Source organism: Phycisphaerae bacterium, from assembly GCA_035384605.1.
In the GTDB taxonomy this organism is placed as follows: domain Bacteria; phylum Planctomycetota; class Phycisphaerae; order UBA1845; family PWPN01; genus JAUCQB01.
In genome coordinates this window covers 17,080-43,269 of the sequence record DAOOIV010000038.1, presented here as the reverse complement: position 1 = coordinate 43,269, position 26,190 = coordinate 17,080, and the positions used below count along the sequence as shown (strand labels likewise).

The 26,190-nt window shown below is 61.1% G+C and carries 21 protein-coding genes and 1 pseudogene; 14 read left to right on the top strand and 8 right to left on the bottom strand.

Annotated features, from left to right (window positions below; genetic code table 11):
- Positions 1-668: 668 nt before the first annotated feature.
- The 3 genes from PLL20_10565 to PLL20_10555 all read left to right on the top strand — a co-directional run bounded on the left by PLL20_10565 (position 669) and on the right by PLL20_10555 (position 3,441).
- Positions 669-1,478, top strand: coding sequence for an alpha/beta hydrolase (locus PLL20_10565; GenBank protein ID HPD30429.1), 810 nt, complete (start codon positions 669-671; stop codon positions 1,476-1,478).
- Positions 1,479-1,538: 60 nt separating this feature from the next.
- The gene (locus tag PLL20_10560; protein HPD30428.1) at positions 1,539-1,742 is read left to right on the top strand and encodes a hypothetical protein; all 204 of its coding nucleotides are present in this window, start codon (positions 1,539-1,541) and stop codon (positions 1,740-1,742) included.
- A gap of 787 nt (positions 1,743-2,529) precedes the next feature.
- Positions 2,530-3,441, top strand: a complete 912-nt coding sequence (locus PLL20_10555; GenBank protein HPD30427.1) for a PEP-CTERM sorting domain-containing protein — start codon at positions 2,530-2,532, stop codon at positions 3,439-3,441.
- Positions 3,442-3,858: 417 nt separating this feature from the next.
- On the opposite strand, the gene PLL20_10550 is transcribed toward PLL20_10555, so the two are convergent.
- The 6 genes from PLL20_10550 to PLL20_10525 form a co-directional block, all read right to left on the bottom strand.
- Positions 3,859-5,268, bottom strand: coding sequence for an RtcB family protein (locus PLL20_10550; protein HPD30426.1), 1,410 nt, complete (start codon positions 5,266-5,268; stop codon positions 3,859-3,861).
- A 9-nt stretch (positions 5,269-5,277) separates the two neighbouring features.
- The gene (gene queA / locus PLL20_10545; GenBank protein ID HPD30425.1) at positions 5,278-6,339 is read right to left on the bottom strand and encodes a tRNA preQ1(34) S-adenosylmethionine ribosyltransferase-isomerase QueA; all 1,062 of its coding nucleotides are present in this window, start codon (positions 6,337-6,339) and stop codon (positions 5,278-5,280) included.
- A 499-nt stretch (positions 6,340-6,838) separates the two neighbouring features.
- Entirely contained in the window at positions 6,839-7,078 is a 240-nt protein-coding gene (locus PLL20_10540) for a DUF433 domain-containing protein (protein ID HPD30424.1), read from the bottom strand.
- A 173-nt stretch (positions 7,079-7,251) separates the two neighbouring features.
- Positions 7,252-8,640 carry a Gfo/Idh/MocA family oxidoreductase gene (locus PLL20_10535; GenBank protein HPD30423.1) on the bottom strand — a complete coding sequence of 463 codons (1,389 nt, stop codon included), beginning with the start codon at positions 8,638-8,640 and terminating at the stop codon, positions 7,252-7,254.
- Between the two features lie 314 nt (positions 8,641-8,954).
- Positions 8,955-9,884: a sugar phosphate isomerase/epimerase family protein gene (locus PLL20_10530; GenBank protein HPD30422.1), complete on the bottom strand. Its 930-nt coding sequence runs from the start codon at positions 9,882-9,884 to the stop codon at positions 8,955-8,957.
- 216 nt (positions 9,885-10,100) lie between these two features.
- Complete coding sequence (locus tag PLL20_10525; GenBank protein ID HPD30421.1) at positions 10,101-11,756, bottom strand: hypothetical protein; 1,656 nt, start codon at positions 11,754-11,756, stop codon at positions 10,101-10,103.
- Between the two features lie 350 nt (positions 11,757-12,106).
- Between PLL20_10525 and gatB the strand changes: the two genes are divergently transcribed.
- The 11 genes and pseudogenes from gatB (at position 12,107) to PLL20_10470 (ending at position 22,925) form a co-directional block, all read left to right on the top strand.
- The gene (gene gatB, locus PLL20_10520) at positions 12,107-13,588 is read left to right on the top strand and encodes an Asp-tRNA(Asn)/Glu-tRNA(Gln) amidotransferase subunit GatB (GenBank protein ID HPD30420.1); all 1,482 of its coding nucleotides are present in this window, start codon (positions 12,107-12,109) and stop codon (positions 13,586-13,588) included.
- A 140-nt stretch (positions 13,589-13,728) separates the two neighbouring features.
- Complete coding sequence (locus tag PLL20_10515; GenBank protein ID HPD30419.1) at positions 13,729-14,262, top strand: hypothetical protein; 534 nt, start codon at positions 13,729-13,731, stop codon at positions 14,260-14,262.
- Positions 14,263-14,328: 66 nt separating this feature from the next.
- On the top strand, positions 14,329-14,553 hold the full coding sequence (locus tag PLL20_10510; GenBank protein ID HPD30418.1) for a hypothetical protein: 225 nt from the start codon (positions 14,329-14,331) through the stop codon (positions 14,551-14,553).
- Positions 14,554-14,556: 3 nt separating this feature from the next.
- Positions 14,557-14,991 carry a nucleotidyltransferase domain-containing protein gene (locus tag PLL20_10505; protein ID HPD30417.1) on the top strand — a complete coding sequence of 145 codons (435 nt, stop codon included), beginning with the start codon at positions 14,557-14,559 and terminating at the stop codon, positions 14,989-14,991.
- A pseudogene (locus PLL20_10500) lies at positions 14,981-15,404 on the top strand (HEPN domain-containing protein). Before PLL20_10505 ends, PLL20_10500 begins: the two are co-directional and overlap by 11 nt.
- A 123-nt stretch (positions 15,405-15,527) precedes the next feature.
- A complete protein-coding gene (locus tag PLL20_10495; protein HPD30416.1) occupies positions 15,528-15,827 on the top strand; it encodes a DUF2442 domain-containing protein in 300 nt (99 codons plus the stop codon).
- A 266-nt stretch (positions 15,828-16,093) separates the two neighbouring features.
- The gene (gene aat / locus PLL20_10490) at positions 16,094-16,714 is read left to right on the top strand and encodes a leucyl/phenylalanyl-tRNA--protein transferase (GenBank protein HPD30415.1); all 621 of its coding nucleotides are present in this window, start codon (positions 16,094-16,096) and stop codon (positions 16,712-16,714) included.
- Positions 16,715-16,740: 26 nt separating this feature from the next.
- Positions 16,741-18,675 carry a DUF115 domain-containing protein gene (locus tag PLL20_10485; protein HPD30414.1) on the top strand — a complete coding sequence of 645 codons (1,935 nt, stop codon included), beginning with the start codon at positions 16,741-16,743 and terminating at the stop codon, positions 18,673-18,675.
- A 219-nt stretch (positions 18,676-18,894) separates the two neighbouring features.
- The gene (locus PLL20_10480) at positions 18,895-20,535 is read left to right on the top strand and encodes an SPASM domain-containing protein (protein HPD30413.1); all 1,641 of its coding nucleotides are present in this window, start codon (positions 18,895-18,897) and stop codon (positions 20,533-20,535) included.
- 342 nt (positions 20,536-20,877) lie between these two features.
- The gene (locus tag PLL20_10475; protein ID HPD30412.1) at positions 20,878-21,717 is read left to right on the top strand and encodes a sugar phosphate isomerase/epimerase family protein; all 840 of its coding nucleotides are present in this window, start codon (positions 20,878-20,880) and stop codon (positions 21,715-21,717) included.
- Positions 21,718-21,836: 119 nt separating this feature from the next.
- Complete coding sequence (locus PLL20_10470; GenBank protein HPD30411.1) at positions 21,837-22,925, top strand: hypothetical protein; 1,089 nt, start codon at positions 21,837-21,839, stop codon at positions 22,923-22,925.
- 105 nt (positions 22,926-23,030) lie between these two features.
- Here the strand turns inward: PLL20_10470 and PLL20_10465 are convergent, their stop codons facing one another.
- Positions 23,031-25,268, bottom strand: coding sequence for a polysaccharide biosynthesis tyrosine autokinase (locus PLL20_10465; protein ID HPD30410.1), 2,238 nt, complete (start codon positions 25,266-25,268; stop codon positions 23,031-23,033).
- Positions 25,265-26,188, bottom strand: a complete 924-nt coding sequence (locus PLL20_10460) for an exosortase/archaeosortase family protein (GenBank protein HPD30409.1) — start codon at positions 26,186-26,188, stop codon at positions 25,265-25,267. Before PLL20_10460 ends, PLL20_10465 begins: the two co-directional genes overlap by 4 nt.
- Positions 26,189-26,190: the final 2 nt, after the last annotated feature.

Sequence of the window (26,190 nt, the reverse complement as noted above, 5' to 3'; positions counted from 1 at the left end):
GATCGTCCGCCTGTCACGGCGACTATTATCCGTATTTCGCCGGTGTTCACAAGTGGAAACTGCTGAGCTCGGCGAATCTGCTGGACGCGAAAAGGTGTGGCGGATAGACTGGAAGCCGCTTCGGAAAAGCCTTCACGGGCCACCCGGTCGTGTTCATGCTGAGAGCGGTTCGGCTAGGGTTGCTCCTGGGGAGCTTGATTGAAAACGGCGAGCTTCTCCGCCGATCCAGTTAACGGAAAGCCCCGGGGCGTAAGCCATCGGGGCTTTTCTGTAACCCGTTGGAACCAAAGGGTTATGGCCAAACGCGAACGACAACCCGACTCTCTGTTTCGCACCGTGTGCGCGACGTTGCGACAGGGATGGTACACGTTCCGCCCCGCCGCCCGAAAGCAACGGCCCGAACTCTCGGATTCTCTCGTAAACAGCGGTCGTCCAGTTAACAGCCCCGTCCGTCTCGGACCCCACCGCGATTTCGAGCTCGTCGGCCACGGGGCTGCGATATGACTTCGTCGCAGCGGACGCCCGCACCTCGCGCCCTGATCCTGGCTGGCCCCAAAGGCTCCGGTAGGATGACCTTCGCCCGAAGCTTTTTTGGGGTATTCATCGCCGGATGCTCGCTTGTACTTGTAATGACCGGATGCACAAGCATCGTAGAAAGAGAGAACCCAATGACGCGTTATCACACGGTGTTTGATCATGCCAGGGGTCGCCTTGTTTCCAGCGGCACCGCCGAGATATATGTCGAGGAGATCGGAAATCCGACGGCCCCCGTTCTGCTTATGCTGCATGGCGGCTTTGGTACCATCAAAGATTTCAATGGCATCACGCCAGCCCTTGCCCGACACTTCCGGCTGATAGGACTCGATAGTCGTGGCCACGGGCGGTCAAGCCTTGGAAGCGAGAAGCTGTCGTACAAAGTGCTGGAAAATGATCTTGCGGCCGTGATCCAAGCTCTCGATCTTCGCGAGTTCAGCCTATTCGGTTTCAGCGACGGGGGCGTCGTGGCTTACAGGTATGCGGCCAGGAAGGATCCGCGTCTCCAAAAAGTCGTCACCGTTGGCGCAAGCTGGGAAATGAACGAAAAGGAGCCTTGCTGGGAGATGATCTGCGGAATGACCGGCCAAAGGTGGAAGGACATGTTTCCGGCAAGTTACGAAGCTTATATGCGTCTGAATCCCAAACCTGATTATGACAAGTTCGCGGCAAGCGTCATCGGCATGTGGACTGACTTGTCCACCGATGGACATCCCGACGAGAGAATGCGTGAGATTGACGCCGAAATGTTGATCATTCGCGGCGATAACGACTTTCTCACCAATCTGGCGAGCTTCGCTCGGCTGAAAGGACTTGTCCCCAAGGTGCATCTCCTGAATATCCCATTTGCCGAGCACGCTGCGTTCGACGAGTCGCCGGATATTGTTCTTCATGCACTCATGCAGTTTATGGGAGTCGATGCGATTCCATCCACTGGTGGATAGCTGGCAGGTCTACGATGCAACCAAGACCCCGCCGGTGCTCATCGACGAAGGAGGCCAGGCATGATGAATTGGTCAGACAAGAATCAAGATATGGCAGGCACGCAGGCGGCGCTGCTCCGCGCCACCCGCAAGGCGATCAACGAAGCCAAGCCGGCCGGCGAACTCGTCCCTCAGCGGCGCGACGGCAAGGTTGCCTGGGTCCGCCCGGAAGAAATTGAACTGCCCGCATCGCAGGAGGGCCGGACCGCGCCGCCGAAACGATGATACGGCAGCCAGCAGTTCACTTCGCCTCCGCCGCGTTGCGGCCGTGAACCTCCACGTTCTCGCCCGCACGCCGAACTCTAGGCCAGACTCTCGGTCTCTTTCGTAAACAGCCGTCGCCCAGTCAACAGACCCGTTCGCACCAGACCCTGCCGCCATTTCGAACTCGCGCCGGGTAAGTAAGAGAAGGACGAAGAGCACCAACCCAGCCAGACAGCGCGCCGGTCGCCAGGCGAAGGCCGTTGTGGGCGCATCCGCAAGGAGCCCGCAATGGAAGAACCGTTCGCCGACCCCGCGAGACGTGAGCACGAGCGCCGCCAGGAGATCGCCGCCGTACTCGCCGGACCTGATGCCGATCGAGAATGCGTTTTCGAAAATCAAGCAGGAGCTATGACGTGTGCGACACCGTACGCGAGAAGCGATGTGGCAAGACACGCCGCGACTGATGTCGCTGATCACGCCAAAAGACGCGAGAAACTTTTTCCGCCACTGCGGATATACGCTACAAAAAAGATGAAAATGCTCTAGTGTGGGGTAAGGCTAAAATGCTCAACATCGCAAAAAGCTCTTGACAATATCTCGTATCGGGTGTAGCATAAAAGTTGGCGGGTGTCTGTGACCTGTAAACCGGCGGGCGACAATGAGCCTGCTGGCCCTGGGCGGACTGGCGCTGATCCGAAGAGAGAGAAATTCCCATAACTAATCCGTCGGTGGAAGGACCCCATATTGCGATGGGAAAACAGAAACAGGCGATGAATAACAGGTTTTTCCTGAGCCCCAGGAGGCAACCATGTTTCTTGAGAAATTAAAACCATGTACGATCACGGTAGTTACGGCAATATTGATTCAGACCCTTTTCATGGCGGCTCCGGTTTCCGCGGATGTCTACGGCATCAAGAACCGGTCAGCCAGCGGCGATGGGACGAAAGAATACGAACCCCCGTCGATTCTTTTTCATTTCGCGGATAGAGGCGGTTCGCCGACGATGGTGGGCTATATCACCGACGGCGACGGAACCCAACTGCGCGCCGATGGATTGGCGTGGTCGGTTTCGTTGGGGATGTGGTTTTTCGAACCGTCCGCTCCGGGCGAGCCGGTGAGTTCGACGCTTCGCTCGCTGAATCCGGACACGGCGGTAGCCGGCGCGGGCGTGACGCTGCCCGGCCGGTTCATCTTCGGTGCGGCGTTTGACACGAGCAACCGGCTCTGGGCCACGGACGAGGCGTCCGACGAGTTGCTCCGCATCGACCCGAACACGGGGAGCGTACTGTATTCCGTTGGGCTGATCTATGAAGGCGACACATTCAATCTGCATAATCAATCCGGCGACATTGCCTTCGATGCATTGGGGAACGCCTGGCTGGTCTTCGAGGACGCCTTTTACCGCGTGGACACCGCCACGGGCGTGATGACGTACGATCGCACGGTCAGCGGCATTTCCCTGTATATGGTGGGTGCGGCGTTTAGCCCCGTCGATGTCGATGATCTGTACGTTTTCGACGTGACGGCGGGCTGGAACAACGACGATATTCTTCGCTTCGACCTGGGAAACGACTACGCCCGCACGGACGTGGCGTTGTATATATTCAATGACATGAACGCTGGGCGAGGAGACCTGGCGTCGCCGATGGTCCCTGAACCGGCAAGCTTAACGATATTGACGCTGGGCGGGCTGGCGTTGTTCCGCAGACGAAAGGGATGACGCACAAGCGGCAATTCGCAGTGCGAGCAACACCTTGGATGCCTGTGCTTCGCTGCGACTTGCGTGGTCGCGCAAGTTTCACTGCCGCACCCGACTGCGTACCGTAGTGCATCACGCGCCGATGAATTGCTCATGAATTCGTCGTACTCCCAAACGCACCCGCATCGCCAATCTCTCTAACGCCCCCTTCGAATCCGCCTCCGCCAGGCGGGCCAGACATGCCCAGGTTCGCGTTCCTCTCGCAGTCCCGAAAATCGCGCGAAACAGAGGCAAAACGGACTTGATGAGGAGGCCGGAACGAGCCGTCATGTGCTCGCTGGATAGCCACGAACGTGGATAACGGGATTGCGCCAGGCAACCTGCGAGGGGAGGCGCAAATGAGTTGAGTTACTGAAGGGTGCTGGGGCCGTGGAGGGGTCAGTCTTCCGGTCGGTCCCCAGGTGGCGACATCTTTACCAAGCGAGGCATGAACCTGGCCACCGGACGAACCAGCGTCTCCTGGGCGGCCATGACCTTTTCGATGTCCTTGTAGACCCAGGGGGCCTCGTCCAGGCCTGCGGACAAGAGGGTTACACCCTTTTCTTTCAGGAACTGCCTGACCTGGGGCCACTTGAAAGTCCGGATGGCCTCGCCCCGGGACATCAACCGGCCAGCCCCATGCGAGGCGGACTGCAATGACTCCTCGTTGCCGAGCCCCTCCACCACATAGGCCGGGCTGGCCATCGAGCCAGGAATGATTCCCAGCACGCCCTTGCCTGCCGGCGTGGCTCCCTTGCGGTGAACAATCACCGTACGTCCGCCGTGCTGCTCCTTCCAGGCAAAGTTGTGGTGGTTCTCGATCTGCAGGAGGGGCGGCTCACCGACCGCTTTGACGATCTGCCGGTGAATGATGTGATGGTTGGCCGAGGCATAGCGACCCATCAGCTCCATGACCGCCCAGTACTCGTCGCCCGGACCGTCCAGTTCAAGCCAAGCCAAATGACGCAACTCCTTGGGCATCGATTTGTGCCGGCTCATGGCCCACTTGCTGTAGAAGCCTGCGGCCTCGTTGCCCGGACCGCGACTTCCGCTGTGCGAAAGGACGGCGAGGTATTTCCCTGGCGACACACCACGCACCGATTCCAAAAACGTCACCTCGCCAAACTCGACGAAGTGGTTACCCGAACCGGAGGTGCCGAGTTGCCGGTGGGCTTTGTCTTTCAGGCGGGCGGTCACCTGCGAGATGTTCCAGTCCTCGTCCATCACCGGGTGTTCGCGTTTCGGCTTCCACTCAGCTCCAATACCGAACCGGGTGTTGTTTTCGATGATCGCCTTGAAACGATCATCCTGATCCTGCAGCAGATGCGGGGGCAGGTCGAAAACGGTCATCATCATCCGGCAGGCGATATCCACGCCGACGGCGTAGGGAATGACCGCGTTGTCGGTTGCCAGTACGCCACCGATGGGCAGGCCATAGCCCACATGGGCGTCGGGCATGAGCGCCCCGGCCACTGAAATGGGCAGCTTGCACGCATTTCGCATCTGCTGGTGGGCCTGTTCGTCGATATCGTCTCCCCAAACCTTGTATTCCAGGGACTCATTGAGCTTGTAGTCAGCGGCTGTCGGCTTGGGCTGGGCAACGAGACCGGCCGCGATCAACGCTTTGGCGATCTTGCCGAACAAGGGGTCTTCCACATAAGGGTGAGCGTCGATCAATAACATGCGTAACGTCTGAAGGACTTTTGACTTACGTTGCCCCGAAACGCGCGCCTCGCCTGCCGCCGACAGGGCCAGATGCAGAATCGGCCCGGCCGGATAACCCATCTTGATCAGATCGCGCGACTTCATGGCGTTTCCTCAGAGAACCAGCATTGCATCGCCATAGCTATAGAAGCGATACCGCTCTCGAATCGCTTCATTGTAGGCATTCAGGATCGCCTCGCGACCGGCAAAGGCGAACAACATCGCGAGCAGCGTGCTACCCGGCAGGTGAAAATTGGTCACCATGCCTTCTACGACTTTGAACCGGTACGGGGGATAGATGAAGAGCCGCGTCCAACCGCTGGCCATGGTGACGCGACCGCTCTCGTCGGCGCATGTTTCGAGGACGCGGGCGCTGGTGGTGCCGATGGCCACAATCGGCCGGTCCTGCGCTTGGGCAGCGTTGACGGCCTCGGCTGTCGCCGCAGGGCAATCATACCACTCAGCGTGCATCTCGTGCTCAGCCAGATCATCGCAGCGGATGGGGGCGAAAGTGCCCACGCCCACGTGGAGCGTCACGAAAGAGGTCTCAATGCCAGCGGTCCGCAGCTCGTTCAGCACGGCAGGCGTGAAATGCAGCCCGGCCGTCGGCGCGGCTACGGCCCCGGGCCGGCGGGCGTACACCGTCTGGTATCGATCGCGATCGAGTCTCTCCCTCTCGTCCTTGCCGGCAGTACTGTTGTCCTGCGTGCCGCGCCGGATGTACGGCGGCAGCGGTGGATGACCGCACTCGGCCAGGATCTCCACCGCCGGCGCGCAGGGCACCGGTTCGGCGAACCACACCCCCGCTTTAGCACTCCTTGTCAACCGCAGCCGGCGAGTCGAGCCGTTGATCCGTAATTCCTCGCCCGTCTTGAGCCGACCAGAAGCGGTCAACATGATCTCCCACGCTCCAGCCTCGGTCTCCCGGAGAAACAAGCCTTCCACCCGCCCGCCGCTTCGGCGAGCCATGTATAACCGCGCGGGCAGCACGCGCGTGTCGTTCATGACCAGCAGTGCCTTGGGGGGGAGCAGGTGTGGCAGCCTGGCGAACACTTCGTGTCGCAGCGTACCGGTGGACCGATCCAGCACCAGCAAACGGCTGGCGTCGCGCTGCTCCGGCGGTTCCTGGGCAATCAGTTCCGTCGGCAGCTCATATTGCAGTTCGCTTGTACGCACGGTGCAGTCTCACCCCAGCGACAGGCCAATCCCCTTGCGGGACAGGCCGAATCGGCGTTTCGGCAACACGAAGACAATACCACGACGTGTTCGCGGCGGAAACACGCATTCGTTCTGGTAATACCTGGGCTCAGGAGCCCCGCGAGGCCGGCCATCGAACCCGAACCTTGCTCTCGGTGCAGACCAGAAAGACACCGCTCCATCGTTCGACGGCCTCATTCCTGAAGATGTCACGGATTTTCTCGATCAGGTATCGACGCGAGGGCTCGCGGAGACGGGCAAGGAGAATGCCGTGGTGCGTGCCAGGCCTGAAAACCCTGAGATCGGAGAAGTCGAGATCCTGGGTGATCAGGAACCGTCCCGATTCCTGGGCTCCGCTCCAGACGCGGGGGGTCAGGAGACCCTTTTAGCCCCTGCTCGGGCACAGTATCCACGTCGTGTCCCAAGGCGGAAAGCTCACCCACAAGCCGGGCCGGCAGGTTCTCGTCGAGTTTGAGCCTCATGTCAGATGGGGGACGCCAGGAGTGGGCAGATCTTCGCTGGCGGAAGCAGCCGCGAAGGCAATGACTGCTTCGACCTGCGATCTCGTAAGTGTGGGGAGATCCGCCAGGATTTCGTCGATCCCATCTCCATCCGCCAGGCTCGCCAGCACGGTCTGGAGCGTCACCCTTGTGCCCCGAATCACCGGTTGGCCACCGCAGACCCGCGGATCGCGGACTATGAACTGTTGGTAATCCATGACCTGCATCACCTTGCCTTGATTGTACGACAAGGTAACGGAGATGCGCAATGGCGGATGACCCAGGTACCGCCGACCGGTGGGCCAACGCGTACAGCTACTCGTCAACGGACCGCTCGGCCCAAAGGAATGTGCGACCCCAGACTCAAGACGAATCTGGGCCACCCCGCAGTTCACACGTACTGCGCCGGAAACCTCCACGGCTCGCGGTAGACGGGATTTACGTGCTTTTGGGCCTCGGGATCGTTAGGGATCGTCTCGGTTACGGGGTCAAACTGCACCGAACGGCCAAGTTTCAGCGAAAGCATCCCCAGGTTGATGGCCATATCCACTTTGTAGTGATAGCCGACGTGGCAACTGGGCGGCGTGCGCGTGCGGATGCCGTCGAGCCATTCGCGATGATGACCCGGCGAGTCGGGCGTGACCTTCTCAACCTTCTCGACGTCCTCCTCCTCCATGCGGTCGCCTTCGGGGACAATCTTCAGGTAACCGTAATCGGCGATCAACGTGCCATTGGTCCCGTGGAAGTAGATGCCGCGCCGGCGGTGCACGCCGGGCTGTCCCTGCGTGTCAAACCCGAAGCTGTTGACCAGCGAGGTCCACCAGCACACGGTCAGCTTCGGGAACTGCCACTGAATCTGCTGAAAATCGTAGGCGTCGCCATCGTCGTCGATGATGTAGCGGCCGCCTGTGCTGCTGGTGCACGTGGGATGGCCAAGGTCCAAGGCCCAGTACGGCAGGTCAAGCAGGTGCGGGGCCATGCCGGGTGTCCAACCCCCGCTGTAAGCCATGAACGATGGGTGAAACTCCGAATTCTTGAACAGCAGTGGATGAAACGGGCGTTTGGGTCCCGGTCCCAGCCACATCTCCCAGTCAAGGCCTTGGGGTACCGGGGTCGGCGGTGTCCTGCCGATCCCCTCAGGCCCCTGGTTGAGGACGTGGAACACACGAACCATGCTGATCGGCCCGAGAATGCCCGAGCGGACGACGTCGACAATTCGCCGGTAATTGGCCGTGGCATGGACCTGTGTGCCCACCTGCGTGATGCGCTTGTACTTCTGGACCGCGTGGTGCACTGCTAGGCACTCGCCTACGGTGAGGGTCATTGGCTTTTCGAGGTAGAAGTCCTTGCCCGCCTCGGCCGCTTCGATGGCCATCAGCGCGTGCCAGTGCGGGGGCGTGGCGATCACCACGGCATCGATGTCCTTGTTTTCGAGAACCTTGCGGTAGTCGCCGTACGGCTTGGCCGTCCCGTTGCACTTGGCGAGAGCCTCGTCGCGACGTTTCTCGAAGACCTCGCATACCGCGGTGATGACCGCGTCCGGCTGCTGCATCAACTGGTCGAGGCTGAACTTGCCCTGCCCGTTGGCCCCGATCAGCCCGATCCGGATCTTGTCGTTGGGGCTCACTCGGGCAGCCGCCGGTCTTGTCTCGGCCGCCCCGGCCCGAGACCCGATGACGTACGGTGCGGCCAGTCCTGCCGCCGCTCCCATTGTCCCGCTCAAGAAAACCCGTCGCGATACCGCGTCAGTGGCGTTGCCGGACTTGCTACCGCTTTGCATGATTGACCCTTCGAATAAGAAACCAGTGTTTGTCCCAGGCGACCGGACGCTCCTCTGCTGCCCTAAGGCAGGTCGCCTTCCTGCGGGCCGCAACCCTACCGCACTGCGATCCAGAAACCTGCGTGCAAGCCGCACAGATGTCCGGCTACAAGGTTCCAATACCAGATGAGACTAACCAACTGACCGGGCCGGTTCAATGCCGGCGTGCTATCAGTCGTTCTGTTGGGTGCGTGACGACTTCGATCCGGCCGGTCAGCATGTTGCCGGGGCCTTCAGGATGGATTTGACCGTTCCCTGTCACGGCAGCCAATTCTTCAGCCCGCAATGACTTTGTCTATCAGTTCTGCCAGTTGAGCCAGACGAGCTTTCTTGCCGCCTTTGACCTCGGCGGTGATGTAGCTGCTGTAGCCCACCTCACGCAGGGCCTTGGTGACCGACGGCCAGTCGCAGTCGCCCTCCATGAGTTCGACGTCGAAGCCCGCCCAAACGCCCTCTTCGTTTGCCTTCTGCCGGCTGTACTCCTTGATGTGGATCTTGCAGATACGCTTGCCCAGAATGCGGACCCACTGTTCCGGCCAGCCGTAGCGGACCACGTTGCCGCAGTCGAAGTACGCTTGGACCATGGGTGAATTGATCTCGTCGATGTAACGGGCGAACTCCAGCGGGCTGAGCAGGAAGTTGTTCCAGACGAACTCGATGCCAATAACGACGCCGAGCTTCTCGGCAATGGGGGCCAGCTTGCGGATCTCGGCCTGAGACCGGGTATAGGCCTCGTCGTAGGCGATCTCCTTGCTGACCACGGCCGGGACGAGCAGGACGGAGCCGGCGCCCCAGTACTTGGCATCCTCAAGCGAGCCCTGCATGCTCTTGCGACATTCCTCGCGGACCTTGGGATCGGGATGCGACAGCGGCTTCTTCCAGTGATCGGGGTTCATCACGCTGTGGATCTCAAGACCGGTCGCGTCGCGGGCCTTGAGGAACTCCTCGCGGTCCGGTCGTCCGCTGCTCTGAACTTCGACACCGTCAAAGCCCAGTTCTTTAAGCAGCTTGAACTTGTCGAGCACCGAGAGGTCCTCGCCGACCATCTCGAAACCGATGGCCTTCTTGAACTTCGCCGCCGGCTTGGCCGCGGGTACCGCCGTGTTTTCGGCTCCGGCCGCCAGGTGGCCCCCTCCTACGGCCATCAGCCCGGCACCCACCAGCTTCACGAAATCCCGCCGATCGATACTCTGCTCGATGCTCATTATGATCCCTCAGGTCTTGCGCTGCCTCAATCCGATCGTTAACCGACTTGGGTACGGATTCTAGACGGCCATCGCCTATGCCGCAACCGAACAGGCTCGGACATGCTGCCCCGGGTTTGTGACGCATTCGGCGGGCGTGTGCTCCCCAGGTACCACCGACAGTCTGCTCTCCCGGTGTAGCCTTGCCGAAGCCGGGCCCGCCGATGCAGACCGGCATCAGTCTCGTCGCCTGTGGCCGCAAATCGATAACAGAGCGAAACCGGCCAGCATTGCGATTCCCGAAACAGGCCCGATTGTGCCGCACCCGCCCGGTGTTCGATCGATTCCCACTCCGTAAGCCTTGAGCGAGACGACCACGTCACCCCAGTTTGAACGCACGATCAGCTCTCCCATTCTGGTTCTGGCGATGGTATCCGGGGAGGCGATGACTCCAAAGGTCCGGTGCTCCCCGGGCGGAATCGTCGCCGGCAGGTCACCCATCGGCACTTGCGATTCGGTCAGTTTGACCGCCCAAATCCGGAACGGCGGAGCACCGCCTGCGGGGTACGAAGTGACATCGTCAACGCCGATGGAGGTGATCACCAGGTCCTCCGAGCCGGGGTTCATGATGATGAACTCCTTGCGGTTCTCGGTCGGCCAGATCTCCGCGTGGCCGTAGTCCCACCGCGAGGGCAAAACGCGCAGTTGCGGCCCTGAGAACGCCATGCGCTTGCCGTACTTGACCGCGTGGTTGCTGGTGTCGAGGTAGACAATGTGCGGGTCGTCCGATCCGTCGACGCTGATGTCGGCACTGCGACCCACGTCGCCGTCGCTGTCGACGAGTTCCGTGAAGCAGGGGTGGATGCGCTGGACGGGGCTTGACTCCCCATAGGCCCAGGACGCCGATTGCCATATGTACTTCAAGTCGTTGTCTATGGCGTCGTAGAACACCAGATGCGCACCCGCCTCGGAGTCGGCGGCCAAGCCCAGATGCTGCTCGCTGTCATCACCATAGTGGGTTCCGGTGTTGTCCAGCTCGTACCTTTCCCAGAAGAAGTACCAGGACGTTTCGTCGCTTGGGTCGGAGGTGTTCCGCCCCAAGACGACGGCTCCGGTGTCGCTGCCGATCCCGGCCGCGTAGAAGTCATCGAACGCGTCGATCCGGAACCGGTTCGCGGTGCCGGGCAGGCCCGTCTGATAACCCGCAAAGTGGCTGGGGTCATGAGAAAGCGGAACCATGAATCTCAGCGTCCAGGCCGATTTCCATGTGCCGTAGACGGTTTCGTCGGAGCTCAGCGCGATATCCTGCCACTCGCCGGTGTCCAGCAGGTATTCCGGTTCGCCCGCCGCCCATTGAAGCGCCGTCTCTTGCCAAGCGCCGGCCGTCCAAGTCACATAACAAGGCAGGCCTTGGTACATCACACGGTCATAAGGGTCGTCATAGTCGCTGAATCGGCTGAAGGCGATATGAGGGGTGTTGCTGGAGTCCAACGCGAGCGCGCATCGCCACTTGACGCCGCCTGAAACCGCTGTCGTCACCATCCACGAGCCGCCGTCCCTCCGTGCGTACTTGAGGTCGTCGCCGACGATGTACGCAACACGGACGGTCCCATCGGCCGCCACCGCGATGTCGCAGCCGTCGCCGGTTTTCGTGAGCGTCTCGATTGTCTCGGTGGTCCATATGCCGGGCCCGCCGGCATTGTTGGCATACTTCAGAAGATGTCCCGTTGTGCCCGACAGGTGATCAATGGGCGGCGTGAAGTAGCAGAGATGCGCTATCCCGTCCCCATCGAGAGCGAGGGCCACGGCCGTAGTCGCGCTGTCTACCGTTTGGAGCTCCCAGTCCGCTTGCATCGGTCCAGGCGCGACCAGGCTCACGACGACCGCCATCATGACGGCGCTCAGGAACGTTCTGCCGCAGCGGGAGTGCCTGACCGGCCATCTTGTGCCTGCTGTTCTCAGTTGCTTCTGTCCCGACATGCTCGTGCACCTCTCGTATGGACAACGGCAGGCGCCGCGGCGCAGGGTTGAATCGCGAGACACCCATTCGACCGTCTCCAGCGTCCGGAGCCGCCTGTCTGACAGTATACCCACAACGCGGCGCGCAAAGATAGAGCGACATGCGGATGCTGGCGACGCAGCGATCAAAGCGGGCACCAACCACTGTGATGCCTGCTGGCGGCATCGGCTCAGATGGGGTACAACATATTGCGTGTCTGAGCATGAACGAGCGAGAATGAGCCATGGACCGCAGCCAACTGAAGATTCGCCCGATCATCGGCCTGGAGATCCACGTTCAACTGGCCACGCGGAGCAAGATGTTCTGTTCCTGCCCGGTAGAGTTCGGGGCCGAGCCGAACAGCAACGTTTGCCCGGTATGTCTGGGGATGCCCGGAGTGCTGCCGGTGATGAACCGGGCCGCCCTTGAGCACGCCATGCGCACGGCCATCGCCCTGCGCTGCCAGATCGCCCGGTTCACCAAGTGGGACCGCAAGAGCTATTACTATCCCGACCTGCCCAAGAACTACCAGATCAGCCAGTACGACCTGCCGCTGAGTTTCGACGGGGCGTTTGACGTGCCCTTGCCTAACGGCGAGATCCGTCGCGTAGGCATCATCCGGGCCCATCTCGAAGAGGATGCCGGCAAGAACATTCACGACAACCCCTCGGTCACGCTTGTGGATCTTAACCGCACCGGCACGCCGTTGCTGGAGATCGTCACCCGACCGGATCTGGCCTCGGCCGACGAAGCATACGCCTTCTGTATCGAGCTTCAGCGTCTAGTGACCTATCTTGGCGTCAGCGAAGGCAGCATGCAGAAGGGGCAGATGCGATTCGAGCCGAACATCAACGTGGCCATCGAATACGACGGCCGCGAGTACCGTACACCGATCTGCGAGGTGAAAAACCTCAACAGCTTTCGGGCCGTCCGCGACGCCATCGCTTACGAGATCGAGCGGCACATCAACGACTGGATGGCCGACCCGGGTTATGTCATCGGCAAGAGCCCCAAGGAGAACCGCGGGTGGGACGATGTCCGAGGGGTCACTGAGTTCCAGCGGGGCAAGGAAGAGGCCCACGACTACCGCTATTTCCCCGACCCCGACCTGGTGCCGGTGGTGGTGGACGACGAATGGCTCGAACGATTGCAGGCCAGCGTCGGCGAGCTTCCGCTTGAGCGTCAGGCTCGGATGGAAAGCGAATACGGCCTGACCTCCGCCGACGCCGCGACAATCCTGAACGACCGGGCCACGGCTGATCTGTTCGAGGAGGCCGCCGGTTGTGGACATCCGCCCACACTTGGCAAGCAGTTCATCAGCTTCTGGTCGGCCAGGGCCAACGAGCGCAAGTGCACCATCGCCCAGCTCGGTATTGACGCCGCCCGGCTCGGCGAGCTGTCGCGCATTACCGCCGAAGGTCTTGTCAGCGCCACCGCCGCGGCGACCATCGCCGGCAAGATGCTCGATTGCCCCGATACCCCGACGGCCATTGCCCAGCGAGAAGGCCTCGTGCAAGTCCGCGACACCGGCCAGATGCAAACCTGGGTCGACCAAGCATTCGCCGCTAACGAGAAGGCCGTCCGGGATGCCCTGGCCAACCCCAAGAAGAAGCAACAGGCCCGCGGCTTCCTCACCGGCCAAGTGATGAAGATCTCCGGCGGAAAGGCCGATCCGAAGATGGTCGGGGAGTTGATTGATCAGAAGCTTGAGGGGATGAGTTCTTAGGAAGCTTTTAGCTCTTAGCTATTAGCTCGGGTGTCGGGTGGCATGGCCACGGCTCTGCGTGGCCATGAGCGGCCGATTTCAAACGCAGAAGTAGAGATTCTGGACGGCCACGTAAGGAATCGTCCGAGAGGACGTCGCTCATGGAGAGCATCCTGGAACTGCTGCAGTTTCGCAGTGCCGCACCATTTGCCTACCTCGGATTCTGCTGTGTGTCCGTAGCAGCGGTCGCTGCTGGGACCGTCTTGATAGTCCAGGGCCTGCGAAAACGCCCTCGGTCTCGTTGGAGGATTGCCATCGGAGCCCTTCTATCCTGCGGCATAGCCATGCAGTTCGCCGCGAATGTCCTTTTTGAATCGATGATCGAATTCAACCCTTCGGCTGTCAACCGGCAGGATCTCCATGGTCTCTGGTCTGACAGGGGCACAACCCTACAGGTCAATGCCGACGGCACGTTGGACCTCAAGGCGAAGCAGCCGCTGGCAACGAGGATCGGGGCAACTCAGGCAACCGGGACATGGAGCATCGACGACTGGAACCTCCGGCTCAGAACAGCCTCCGGGACAAGCCTGACCCTGCTGAGGGTTATCCAATTCGGCAAGACCTACAGGCTCATCATCGAGGATTACGGCGATCCCGACTGCTGGGATGGCCGACTTGGCTTCCGACGGCGGTAACCGCTCGTTGCCCCGGATGGTATCTGGCTCGTCCGTCAAGCAAGTATACTATGTAATAAGGTGCTTATGGCGGGGATCAAAGCTCACTTCGACGGGCGTGCCCTTGTGCCGGACGAGCCAGCGCAGTTTCGTCCTGGCGAGCAAGTCGTGATCGAGCGATTGGGCGAGGCCCCGAGCAAGGCGGCGCCAGGAGTGAATGTCTCTTTCGGGCGTAAACTCAACATCGACCTGGATGCCCGCTCGGTCTGTGTGGTCGCGGAAGAGCCGGAACGAAGTTTCGAAAGTCTCTGAGCCATGCCAAAACGATTGGGTGCGCATCCCAGAACTCTGAAATCACGCAAGCGAGACGCAGCTCGACCGCTCTCGCCGAAGTCCGGTCGCACCAGCGTCTCAGGAGGCACGCCAGGTCGGGGCAAGTCCGCTCCTGCGGTTCTCAAGGAGATCATCCGCCACATCGTTCGAGTGGCCCACCCCGAGAGGATTATCCTATTTGGCTCCGCCGGGCGTGGCGAAATGGGACCCAACAGCGATCTTGATCTGCTGGTGATCAAGCGAGGTAAGTTTGACCGGGGCCGGCTGATAGAAAGGATCTACTTGAGCCTGCACGGCGCGGGCGCGGCCGTCGACGTCATCATCGCCTCCCCGCAGGAGGTCGAACGATGTCGCCAGACCCATTGCCTGGTCATTGCCCCGGCGCTGGCGGAAGGGAGGGTGGTCTATGCCCCTTAAGCGTTTTCCACCGGACGGCCCCAGGGAGTGGCTGAACCGGGCCCGGAGCAACCTGGCTCGAGCGAAAACGGAGGTCGCGGGGGCCTATCTCGAAGACCTGTGCTTCGATGCCCAACAAGCCGCCGAGAAGGCGGTCAAGGCCGTGTTTATTCATCGCGGCATTCGCTTTCCCTACATCCACGACCTGGCACGATTACTCTCTCTGCTCGAACAGGGCGGCTGCCTGATTCCAGCGTCGGTCGGGCGAGCCGGGGGCGCTGACGCGTTTTGCGGTCGAGATTCGGTATCCGGGCCTGGCTGGTCCGGTCCGGAAAAAGGAATACCAGCGTCTGGTCCGGACCGCCGAAGCGGTTCTCCGATGGGCTTCACGCGAGATCGTTCCCGCTCCCAAGCCAAAACGGCGACGTCGTTGATTCTTGAGCAACGCGGGCGATTTGTCGGATGCCTGGAACCGCGTGCAGGCGGGTCAGCTGCCGGCGGGGATCGAGCCGTTGGCCTGAACGGAGACTCGGGGGATGTATCCATGACCAACACAGGTGCGATCGCAAGGTGGCTACCGTCTGGCGATCACCTTTGAGGATGGCGTACGCGCGGATCTGGACTTTGCTCCATTGGTCGAGAGAGGCGGCCTGTTTGCGGATCTGAAGGGCATCGCCGTTTTCGCACAAGTGCGCGTCGATCCCGAAGCCGAGACACTGGTGTGGCCCAACGGGGCAGACATCTGCCCGGACGTCCTGTACCACATCGCCACCGGGGCCCCTTCGCCCGGTGAGGTTGCTTGGACGGCGGCCAAGTGTGTCCGCGTCAAGCTGGTGGCGGCCGGCACTGGTGCATGAGTCCAAACGGCGGGGCTTGCGGCTGGTCGCGAGATCCGGCCGTCGCGGGTACTCAACGCCCCTGTGTTCCTCGCCTCTCATGACTGAACCCTGAATCGTGGAAGGCCGACGAGGGCGCGCGACACGGCGACACGATGTGGTTGCCGAAGTCCGCCAGAAGATCAATCGGTGAGTGCGGACCGTGTTGCTCACAGCCAAGGAGAAGCCGTGTCGTCGCCGGGTCGGCCCTACTGAACACCGAACGCTGAACCTTGTATACTCAAGGCATGAAGACGCTCCCCCTCACGCCTCAGGTTCTTGTTGCCGCGTATGCGAGCGGCATCTTCCCCATGGACGTGGAGGGCCGGATCCAGTGGTTCAGCCCCGATCCGCGGGCGGTCATTCCGCTGGACGGCTTTCACGCCTCGAAGACGTGCATGCAGACCTGGCGCAGCGGGCGGTTCGAGATCCGCGTCAACACCGCCTTCGAGGAGGTCATGCGCGGCTGCGCCGACCGGCGCGAAGGCACCTGGATCTCGGAGCAGATCGTAGAGGCCTATTGCCGACTGCACGAACTGGGCCTGGCTCACTCGGTCGAAAGTTGGCGGGCCATCGACCAACCTGCGGGGAGCAGCCAAGGGTCGGCGGGCGAGTTGGCCGGCGGGCTCTACGGGGTGGCTATCGGGGGCGCGTTCTTTGGCGAATCCATGTTCAGCCGACAGCGGGACGCTTCCAAGGTAGCCCTGGTCGCCCTGGTTGAACGAATGCGCAGTCGCGGTTTCGCCCTGCTTGACGTACAATTCCTTACGCCGCACCTTCAGCGGTTCGGGGCGGTCGAGATTCCTCGTCGCGAGTACCTCGAACGCCTGAAGGATGCACTGAAGATCAGGGCGAGCTTCGTCGATTGACGTGACCGGATCAAGGAGAATGGGTTTTGTCGGGATCCGCACCAGCAACCAACCCCCTCGTTCGTGATGAGGTATACTGCCGGAATATGGCCGCCCTGTTCCGCAGCGACCCGCGACTTGCCCAGCGCATCGACGAGTGCGCCGACGACGACTCGGTGGTCATCGAACAAGCGAAAACCGGGGTGCCCACGGTTGCGGTCCGTTTACCCGGCTCTGAGCGCCCATTCTATCTGCACAGTCGTATCGACCCCGAAACCGAGTCAAAGAAATGGGCCGATTCGGTCGAGATCGGCGACTCCTTGTGCTACATCATCAACGGATTCGGCCTGGGTTACCATGTGCGGGCCCTGTTCTCGCGGCTCAAGGGCGAAGCGTTCATTATCGTGACCGAGCCGAGTCTGCCGCTTCTCAAGGCCGCCATGGAAACCATGGATCTGGCCGACCTTTTCCGTTCCGACCGCTGCATTATTCTGACCAGTACCGACAAGAACGAGGTTCAGACCCGCCTGGAGCCCCACAACACCGCCATGATGATGGGTGCTCAGTTCGTCAGTCATGCGCCCTCCGGGCGAATTGCCGCAGATTTCCAGGCCGCGATCCGCAAGCTCTTAACCGACCACATGACCTACTGCCGAATGAGCCTGGTCACGCTGGTGACCAACTCCCGAATCACCTGCCGCAACATCGCCAACAACCTGCCGCGGTTTTTGGCCACTCCGCCGATCGACGTGCTTCGCGATCGCTTCGCCGGCTACCCGGCGATCGTCGTCTCCGCCGGGCCATCCCTGAGACGCAATATCGACCAGCTTGCAGCGCTCAAGGGTAAAGCCGTCATCATCGCGGTACACGCCATATACAAGACGCTGCTTGACCGGGGCGTCATTCCCGACTTCGTCACCGTCCTGGATTACCACGAACTGACCAAACGGTTTTTCGAGGGCGTACAGGATTTCAGCGGTACACACATGATCGCCGAACCCAAGGTCAACTGGGGCGTCTTGGATCTTTACAAGGGACCTGTGTCCATTCTGTCCAACAGCTTTGCGACCGCCGTGTTGGGCCGCAAGCTTGCCGCGCGCGACGGTCTCAAAGCCGGGGCGACGGTTGCCCACTTGTCGCTGTACCTTGCGGTCTACATGGGCTGCGATCCGATCATCTTCGTCGGCCAGGATCTGGGATGCACCGACCACGTCTATTACCTGCCCGGTGTCGCCATCCACGACCTGTGGCGGCCGGAGCTGAACCGCTTCCACTCCATCGAAATGAAGGAATGGGAACGAATCGTTCGAGCCCGGCCGATCCTGATCAAGGCCAAGGACATTCATGGCAACGACATCTACACCGACGAGCAGCTTTTCACCTATCTCCAGCAATTTGAGGGTGACTTTGCCGCGCTGCCTCGCGGACGGGTCATCGATGCCACGGAAGGCGGCGTACGCAAGGCCGGCACAACGGTAATGAAGCTCTCTGAAACGGCCGAGCGGTACTGCACCCGTCCCATACCGCGCGAGAAGTTCGACTACCTCCGCAAGCTCGATTGGAATGATCGTTCGCGCCTGGCCGCCGGCAAGGCGGAAGTTGAGAAGCGACTGCAGGATATCGACGAGATGCGCCAAACGTGCCAGCACATGCTCGCCGTACTCAAGGAACTTACCGGCCTGCTTGACCGGCCGGCTGAGTTCAATCGGCGAATTGCCGAGGTTGATGCCCTGCGCGTCCGGATGCGCCAACTGGTAAAGACCTACGAGATCGTCAGCGCGGTGTCACAACACGCGGAGTTACAGCGATTCAGCGCCGACCGCCGCATTGCCATGAGCGAACATGATGACGTTTCCCGGGCCCGAAGCCAGTTGCGTCGCGATATCCAGTTCGTCGAGGCGATTGTCGAAGGAGCCGGCGTGGCCCGCGAGATACTGAGCGAAGCCTTATCCCGCTTTGACGCCGTGATCGCCAAGGAGTAAGGGTATGGGAGAAGAGCTGTCAGCGATCAGCGATCAGCGATCAGCCAGAACCGACAGTGGGGTCTTGTTGACTCGTCTTTCATCCTTCATCCTCTATCCTTTCTTTCTGAACCCTGTCTTCGACCTTGAGGCTGAGCCTCAGGCTCAGACCCGAAGGGAACCCCGAACCCTGCTCGCCGCGCTGAAGCAAAGCGAAGGGGGGAAACCCGGTCCAACCCCATGAAGACCATTGCTGTCATCGAAGCCGATTTTGCACGAGGGGTACTCGGCACGCGGGCCCGCCTGAATGACGATCTGCTGGGCGAGACGGTCCTGCGGCGGACGTTGCGGCGCGTCCTGGCGGCAAAGCGAGTTGACCGAACCCACCTGGTTGTGCATCGTCGCGAGAGGCACCTGGCTGACGCGGCCGTGGCGGGCCTCGATGTGGTCGTTCAGACCCATGACGCCGGTTCGGTGCCGTGGCGCGAGATGGTGGCCAGCGGGCGTAAATGGTCTCTTGATGCCTGGCGCGGCGGCTTGGTTGGGACCACCGTCTTCGACGAGAGCCTCAATCCGTGGTTGATCGACGCCGTTTGCCGGATGGATCACGCCGACGCCGTGGTGGCCGTGCCGTCGGCCGCACCGCTGCTCGATCCCGATCTGCTGGATCGACTCATCGACCACTATGACCAGGTGCGCGCCGAGATGCGTCTGGCCCTCACGCAGACCGCCCCGGGCCTATCTGCGATCGTGTGCCAACCCGCCTTGCTCGCCGAACTGGCCAAGGCCGGGCAACCTTTGTGCCGAATCATGGCCTACCGGCCGGAGGAGCCGCGGAAGGATCTCGCCACCCAGAGCGCTTACTATGCCGTCCCGGCCGAGATCAGCCATGCCGTCGGCCGTTGCATCGCCGACACTCAGGCCGCACTGGACCGTGTCGCCCAAATCCTGGTCGAGACCGCCCGGGACAACCAGACTCCTGATGCCACAACCGCTTCCCGCTGGCTGCTCGACCACAGGTACGACCAGATCGGAGTATTGCCCGAAGAAGTCGAAATCGAGCTGACCACCGAGGACTCACTTCCCAACACGACGCTTCGGCCGCGCGGATCGGCCGTCGGCCGACGCGGGCCGATGAGCATGGACATGTATAAGCGGCTGATTGACGAACTGGCCACCCGGGACGACGCGAGAATTGTCCTGGGCGGCTTCGGTGATCCGTTGCTGCACCCCGAATGGCCCGCGATGGCGGCTTATGCCCGCCAAGCGGGGATTCTCGGCATAGCCGTCCGAACCACCGGCATCAACCTGGATGCCTCGGCAATCGACGCGCTCATGAGCCCGCGCGTCGACGTGCTCAATGTCCTCATCGACGCCATGACCCCTGCCACCTATCGCGATGTTCACCGTGCCGACTGTTATCAACAGGTTGCGGCCAACATCGAGGCGCTGTGTATCGCGAACCACCAGCGCCGACAACCTCAGCCGCTCATCGTCTGTGAGATGGCCAAAACGAGAGCGACGATCAGCGAGATGGAGAAGTTCTTTGACCACTGGATCGCCAAGACGGGCTCGGTCTATGTGGCCGGTCCCAGTCACTATGCCCGCCAGTGGCCGGAACTGGCGGTGATGTCCATGGCCCCGCCGGCAAGAGTCCCCTGTTACAGGATCTTCCGCCGCACGTTCGTGCTGGCCGATGGCCGGGTCACCGTCTGTGACCAGGATTACAGAGGCAACCATGCTATCGGATCGCTGACGGACACCTCGCTTTCTTCCTTGTGGACCGGCCCGATCATGATGGCCGTCCGCCGCTCGCATCTGGATCACCGCTTTGATGGCATCCCGCTCTGCCCGCTCTGCGAGGAATGGAACCGACCGTAGCCGTCGTGCTCTGGCACCCGGCCGGTACAGAAGGACGTCCGCCATTGCCCTGACGACCGCCGTGAGCCCTGGTCCATTCGCGAATGGTTTCCGGCATACCCGGGGCATTGGCGGCATCACCGTTGAGCTCGTGAGCCGGCTTCGCCGTCGGGGAGCACGATGACCACGAGAGGCCACATGCCGAGAACTGTCACATCACTGACCGGCCGGGTATGATGTTCGCAACCCGGCGGGCCCCGTGCGCCAACATTGACGGCCGGCTGATGGAGTATTGGCGGGTTGAACGGCTCGTCGACTGTCTCAACCCTTTTCAGAAGACCAGACAATGTCAGGAGGTTCGACATGAAGATCGGTTGTGACCTGATGCTGTGGACGGGCTGCTTCACACGCAAGAGCATCCCCTTGATCGAGAGGGTGGCGAAGCTGGGATTCGACGGAGTGGAGTTCCCGATGTTTGACCCCAAGGCCGTGGATGTTCGCGCAACGCGCAAAGCCTTGGAAGCCACCGGCCTCGGCTCCACGGTGTGTACCGTCATCGTGACCGGCTCGCCCATCAGCCCAGAAGCCCGTGAACGCCAGGCAGCGATCGACCATGTTGTTCGCGTCCTGGAGGTGAGCAAGGAACTCGGCTCCGATTGTGTGGCCGGTCCGCTGTACTCGCCGGTCGGCAGGCTCGTTGGCCGCGGGCGCAACGCCGCCGAATGGAAATACGCCGTGGCAAGCCTTCGCAAGATCGCCGATGTCGCCGAGATCCTTGACATCAACGTGGGAATTGAGCCCCTGAATCGCTTCGAAACCTATTTCCTCAACACCTGCGAGGACGCGGCCGCCCTGTGTGACGAGATCGGCAGCACCCATGTCGGCGTCCACTACGACACCTTCCATGCGAACATCGAAGAAAAGGATCCCACGGCCGCCCTGCGCAAGATTGGCAGGAAGCGGTTGTTCCACGTCCATGCTTGTGAGAATGATCGCGGCATTCCCGGGACCGGCCACGTGCCGTGGAAGGATTTCTTCAAGACCCTCAAGCAACTCAAGTACAACCGCTGGCTGACGATCGAGAGTTTCGTGCCGGCGATTAAGGAACTGGCCGCAGCAGCGGCGATCTGGAGACCGCTGGCGAAAGACGGCGATGACCTGGCCAAGCGCGGCCTGAGGTTCCTGCGAGCGAATGTCGGGTAGGGCCGACGCGCGTGCGGGTGGTCTCCTTTGCCGTGACGGCAGCGACAGAGCCAGGGGAGGCTTCGTTCCGTGAGTGGTCAGGCGAGCCACGGGAATCAGTCCGGCATGGGTGGGACAACATGGTTCGACGTGACATGACGATCACGCTGGTTTCCGGTTTGACCGCGTTGGCGGCGGCGTCGGCTCGGGGTGGGCCAAACCTGATCCGCAATCCCGGCTTCGAGGAAGGCGAATCGCCCACATATCCGGGTGTGGGGCTGCATTGGGAAACCAACGACGCCCAGCCGCACCCGGACATTGATGTCCTGACAACCTCGACGAAATACTCGGGGGTCCATTCGCAATGGCTCAAGGCCCACCCAACCTGGGATCTGGGCATGGTCCGCCAGGTGACGCCATACGGTTCTATCAGTCCTGGCATGATATATCGCGTCAGCGCCTGGATCAGGACCGCCAACGTGCAGAACCCCGCCGGCTGGTACGTATTCGGCATATGGTATCTCAGCAATGACACCTGGATCGGTGAATCGAAGATGCCGCGGCAGGAAGCGCTCAACTACGATTGGCGCGAGATTACCTGGACCGTCGTCCCGCCTGAAGGAACGAATCGCATAGCCGTCTTGTTGACCCGCCATACGGACGGGGACGCATGGTATGACGACGTGTCCATCACCCAGGTATCTGCGGGACCGCCGCAGATATCCGTCTCGCCGGGTTCGTTCGAGATCAAAGCCGTCAAGGGACGACGCATCGAGAGTGGTACGCTCTGGGTACAGAACGTGGGCGGCGGGATCCTGGAGTACGCCCTCACCGACGAAGTCAGGTGGCTGAGCTGCGTGCCCTCGGCCGGCACGAGCACAGGCGAAGTCGATCGCATCATCATTGCCTATGACATCGCCGGCTTGTCCGTTGGCTTCTACCGGGCGAGCATCACCGTTGCTGATCCGGCGGCGGTCAATCCGGTGGTTGCCGTGCCCGTGGATTTGACGGTCTCGACCCCGGGCGATCTGGATTATGACGGCGACGTCGACCAGACCGACTACGGCCTGTTCCAGGCATGTTATTCGGGAAACGGCATCGAGGCGGCCGAGACGTGCACCGACGCGACTATGGACGCGGACGCTGACGTCGACTTGGACGATTTCAGTCTCTTCTGGCTATGCCTCAGTGGACCGGGCATTGAAGCCGACGAGCACTGTGCGGACTGAGCTTACCCGACGGGTCGCCGGCAGGGTGGTTGAGCGCACACAAATAAAACGGCCGGCCCTCAGGCCGGCCGTTTTCGATAAGGCTCTCCCGTCAGACAATCATCGTCAGGCTTCTTTGCCTTGGTCTCCGGGAAGCTCGCGGCGCGATTCAGCAGCAAGCAACTGCTCGGACTGATAGTCGTAATAACTGCGAATCTGCTCGCGGAAATAGCCTCCTCGGGTTACTTGGGCCGCGTTCAGGATTGCCCCGAAAATGTGTCCCTCAACCCGCTCGATCTGCTCGCGGGCACGTTGGGCAACGCCGCGAGACGTGTTTTGGGCCCTGAACACCAGGATGACGCCGTCGACGCTTGGGGTCATGACCAGAACGTCGCTGACCAGCAGCACCGGAGGCCCATCGAAAATCACCTGATCGTATCGCTCGGTGGCCTGGGTAATCACTTGCTGCAAATAGGTCGCGGCGAGCAACTCCGTCGGGTTGGGCGGAATGGGACCGGTGGTCAGCACATCCAGGTTGGGCAATTCGGTCTTGGAAACCACATCCGCGAGGCGGGTGCGTCCCAGCAGGACGTTGCTCAGGCCGTCTATATTGGACTTGGGAAAAATGGTCCGAAGCCTGGGGCGGTGGAAGTTCGCGTCGACCAGCAACACCCGCCGGCCGCTTTGGGCCAGCGAGATCGCCAGGTTGACCGCTACGGCGGTTCTGCCGTCCTCCGGTCTGGGGCTTGTGATCAGCACCGTCCGCTGTCGGTCGGCCGGACAGGTCAACAGCAGGTTCGTCCGGATGTTTCGAAACGCCTCCGCGACCATGGATCGAGGCGCCACATGCGGCGCAAGCTCGATTGCGTCAATGGGGATTTCCTCGTCGTCCAGGTCCGGCACAGTGCCGAGAACCGGCACGTGAACATGTCTGATGACGTCTCGGCCCGTCTTCAGGGACGTGTCGATGAACTCCAGAAGCACCGCCAAGCCGACGCCCAACAACAGGCCAAGTACGAAACCGGCCGGCAGGTTGTACTCCCATCGAGGCGAAGATCGCTCCAAGGGCACCAAGGCCCTCACCCCCGAAAGGCGAATGGCACTGGTGGTGCGGATCAGCATGTTCAACTGGGCAATGTAATCGCTCACGCGCTCAAGCTGCTGCTGGAGAAGCTCGTACTCCTTTTCACGGTTTTCATACTCGACGATCTGCCGGTCCAGGTCACGCTGCTTGGATCGCTCCTGCTCGATCTGTTCCAGCAGTTGCTGTTCGGCATGCATCGCGTTGAAATACATCGTCTGCGCCTGGGCGATTTCCGCTTCCAGAACCGCCTGCTCCTTTCGAGCCCTGGCATCGGCCAACTGATTGTCGATCGACTCCATCTGACTTTTCAGCTCGCGGATCTCGCGATGGTTTTCGCCGAGCCCCTGTTGTTGACGGGCCAACAGAAGCTGCTCCTGCATGACCCTGGCGTTTTGTAGCTGCACCACCTCCGGATCCTGCTCGATCATCATCCGCATCTGAGGGGTAATGAACGCCTGGGACGGATCGCGGTTGACCAGATTCTCATATTGGGCCTGGTATTGCAGTTTCTCCGTACCGATTCTTGCGGCCTCCTGGGCCAAGACGCGCCAGGTCTCGCCCACAATATTGATTCCCTTGATCGCGCCCGGCTCGGTCAACTCCATCTTCAGGAAATCCGCCTGTTGATCGCGAAGGTTCTGCAACCTGGCTCTGATCGCTTCTTCTTCTCTAGTGTAGGTGTCAAGTTCCTCTCGATAGCTTCTCTGAGAGCCGGTCGTGGTCTCAAAAATGTACTTATCAATGAGCTGGTTGATGATGACCGGCGCGTCTTCCGGATTCCTCGTCGACAGGCTGACCAGAATGTAGTTTGTCTGCGGTATTTGTTTGACGCTCAGACTGCTCTGAAGCTTCTGAACGCGTTCGTTGGCGTCGCGGCCTGATTTGAACCACTGCGTTTCGCGAACGCGGGCATCGTTGGTGATCAGGTCTCTGAGCAACCCTTCGCTCTTGAGCCGAACCATCTGGTCGGCCACCGCGCGGTCGAGCAGGTCCACCTGCACGATCGGGTTCGTAAACTCCATGGGCGCTTTCGGCAGCGGCGACTCCACAACCACCTGCCCCATTGCGGTGTAGCCTGGCCAGTACTTTACCCACAGGTAGGTGCCCCCGATAGTCAGGCCGAAAATGAGAATCCAGATGAACAGGATAAGGAAAATCCGCTGCTTCAGAATGCGGATCACGTCCTGGACCGTGATGCTCGTCCCTGCAAGCTCGGGGCGAATGATCGGCCCCATCGGCATGGGAATCCGTTCCTGAACCGTCATGGGTAACGAAGTCATCCCGCAATACCTCCCGTGGCCGTTCCGTCCTCAGGCTCGGGTTGATGGTCCACAAACAAATGATTCAAGACGTACGATGTCGCACCGTAGAGCGAGAAGGCGACGGCAAGCATCATCAGCCCCAACAGCGTATGAGCCGTGCCTTGCGCCAGATCCTGGCGACCGAAAACGACGAAAAACCCGGTCGTGGTAACCCGGATGATGTTGCAGAACACGGCGATCGGCACGCAAACCAGAATCATGATCAGCCGCTGCCAAAGGGCCCGCTCGTTCACGAAGGTCATGGCCACCCCGAGAGCCGTCATCGTCATGAGCAGACGCATGCCGCTGCACGCCCGCTCCACGTCGAGCGTCCCCGTCCGGTTCTGGTAGCTGTATTCGACGATCGTGCCCGTCGCCTCGGTCATCATGTCCGGAACCATGGAGAGAACCCCCGCCGAGACGCGAGCGGCGATTCGCTGGAGCGGGCTGGTAATCTGTCCGTATACGTTGTCTGGAAGCGGCATCGCGAACATAAGGAAGGCGACGGCGAACCAGCTCCATCGGGTCAGCGGCCAGCCGCATACCATCAACAGAGTCCCGACGATGCTCATGACCAAGGCGACGTTCTTGGGATAGTCGATCCGGGCGATGGTTGCCTTCAGATACAGCAGAAACGCGAGAGTCAGGAATGCTGCCCCTGCCAGCCGCGGGAGTACGCTGCGGTCCCGCAAACCGACCGGCATCATGTCCCTGCGAATGTACAGGTAGTACAGGCTGAACAAAGGAATGATAAACCCGTGCGACCAGTCCTCGCTGGACAGCCACTTGAGCACCAGACGATGCAGCACGTGCCAGAAAAGGACGGCCAGCAGAGTGGTCAACGCCGCTGCCTGCAGCGTGTTGGCCGGCGTCCACAGGGATCGAGGCTTGGTGCTCATGT

What these genes read in the sequence shown, in the direction of transcription:
- PLL20_10525 (HPD30421.1), bottom strand. Translation starts at nt 11,756, where the DNA reads ATGATGGCGGTCGTCGTGAGCCTGGTCGCGCCTGGACCGATGCAAGCG.
- PLL20_10540 (HPD30424.1), bottom strand. Translation starts at nt 7,078, where the DNA reads ATGGATTACCAACAGTTCATAGTCCGCGATCCGCGGGTCTGCGGTGGC.
- aat (HPD30415.1), top strand. Translation starts at nt 16,094, where the DNA reads ATGAAGACGCTCCCCCTCACGCCTCAGGTTCTTGTTGCCGCGTATGCG.
- PLL20_10465 (HPD30410.1), bottom strand. Translation starts at nt 25,268, where the DNA reads ATGACTTCGTTACCCATGACGGTTCAGGAACGGATTCCCATGCCGATG.
- PLL20_10535 (HPD30423.1), bottom strand. Translation starts at nt 8,640, where the DNA reads ATGCAAAGCGGTAGCAAGTCCGGCAACGCCACTGACGCGGTATCGCGA.
- PLL20_10505 (HPD30417.1), top strand. Translation starts at nt 14,557, where the DNA reads ATGCCAAAACGATTGGGTGCGCATCCCAGAACTCTGAAATCACGCAAG.
- PLL20_10555 (HPD30427.1), top strand. Translation starts at nt 2,530, where the DNA reads ATGTTTCTTGAGAAATTAAAACCATGTACGATCACGGTAGTTACGGCA.
- PLL20_10560 (HPD30428.1), top strand. Translation starts at nt 1,539, where the DNA reads ATGATGAATTGGTCAGACAAGAATCAAGATATGGCAGGCACGCAGGCG.
- gatB (HPD30420.1), top strand. Translation starts at nt 12,107, where the DNA reads ATGGACCGCAGCCAACTGAAGATTCGCCCGATCATCGGCCTGGAGATC.
- PLL20_10550 (HPD30426.1), bottom strand. Translation starts at nt 5,268, where the DNA reads ATGAAGTCGCGCGATCTGATCAAGATGGGTTATCCGGCCGGGCCGATT.
- PLL20_10565 (HPD30429.1), top strand. Translation starts at nt 669, where the DNA reads ATGACGCGTTATCACACGGTGTTTGATCATGCCAGGGGTCGCCTTGTT.
- PLL20_10475 (HPD30412.1), top strand. Translation starts at nt 20,878, where the DNA reads ATGAAGATCGGTTGTGACCTGATGCTGTGGACGGGCTGCTTCACACGC.
- PLL20_10480 (HPD30413.1), top strand. Translation starts at nt 18,895, where the DNA reads ATGAAGACCATTGCTGTCATCGAAGCCGATTTTGCACGAGGGGTACTC.
- PLL20_10470 (HPD30411.1), top strand. Translation starts at nt 21,837, where the DNA reads ATGGTTCGACGTGACATGACGATCACGCTGGTTTCCGGTTTGACCGCG.
- PLL20_10510 (HPD30418.1), top strand. Translation starts at nt 14,329, where the DNA reads ATGGCGGGGATCAAAGCTCACTTCGACGGGCGTGCCCTTGTGCCGGAC.
- PLL20_10515 (HPD30419.1), top strand. Translation starts at nt 13,729, where the DNA reads ATGGAGAGCATCCTGGAACTGCTGCAGTTTCGCAGTGCCGCACCATTT.
- PLL20_10530 (HPD30422.1), bottom strand. Translation starts at nt 9,884, where the DNA reads ATGAGCATCGAGCAGAGTATCGATCGGCGGGATTTCGTGAAGCTGGTG.
- PLL20_10460 (HPD30409.1), bottom strand. Translation starts at nt 26,188, where the DNA reads ATGAGCACCAAGCCTCGATCCCTGTGGACGCCGGCCAACACGCTGCAG.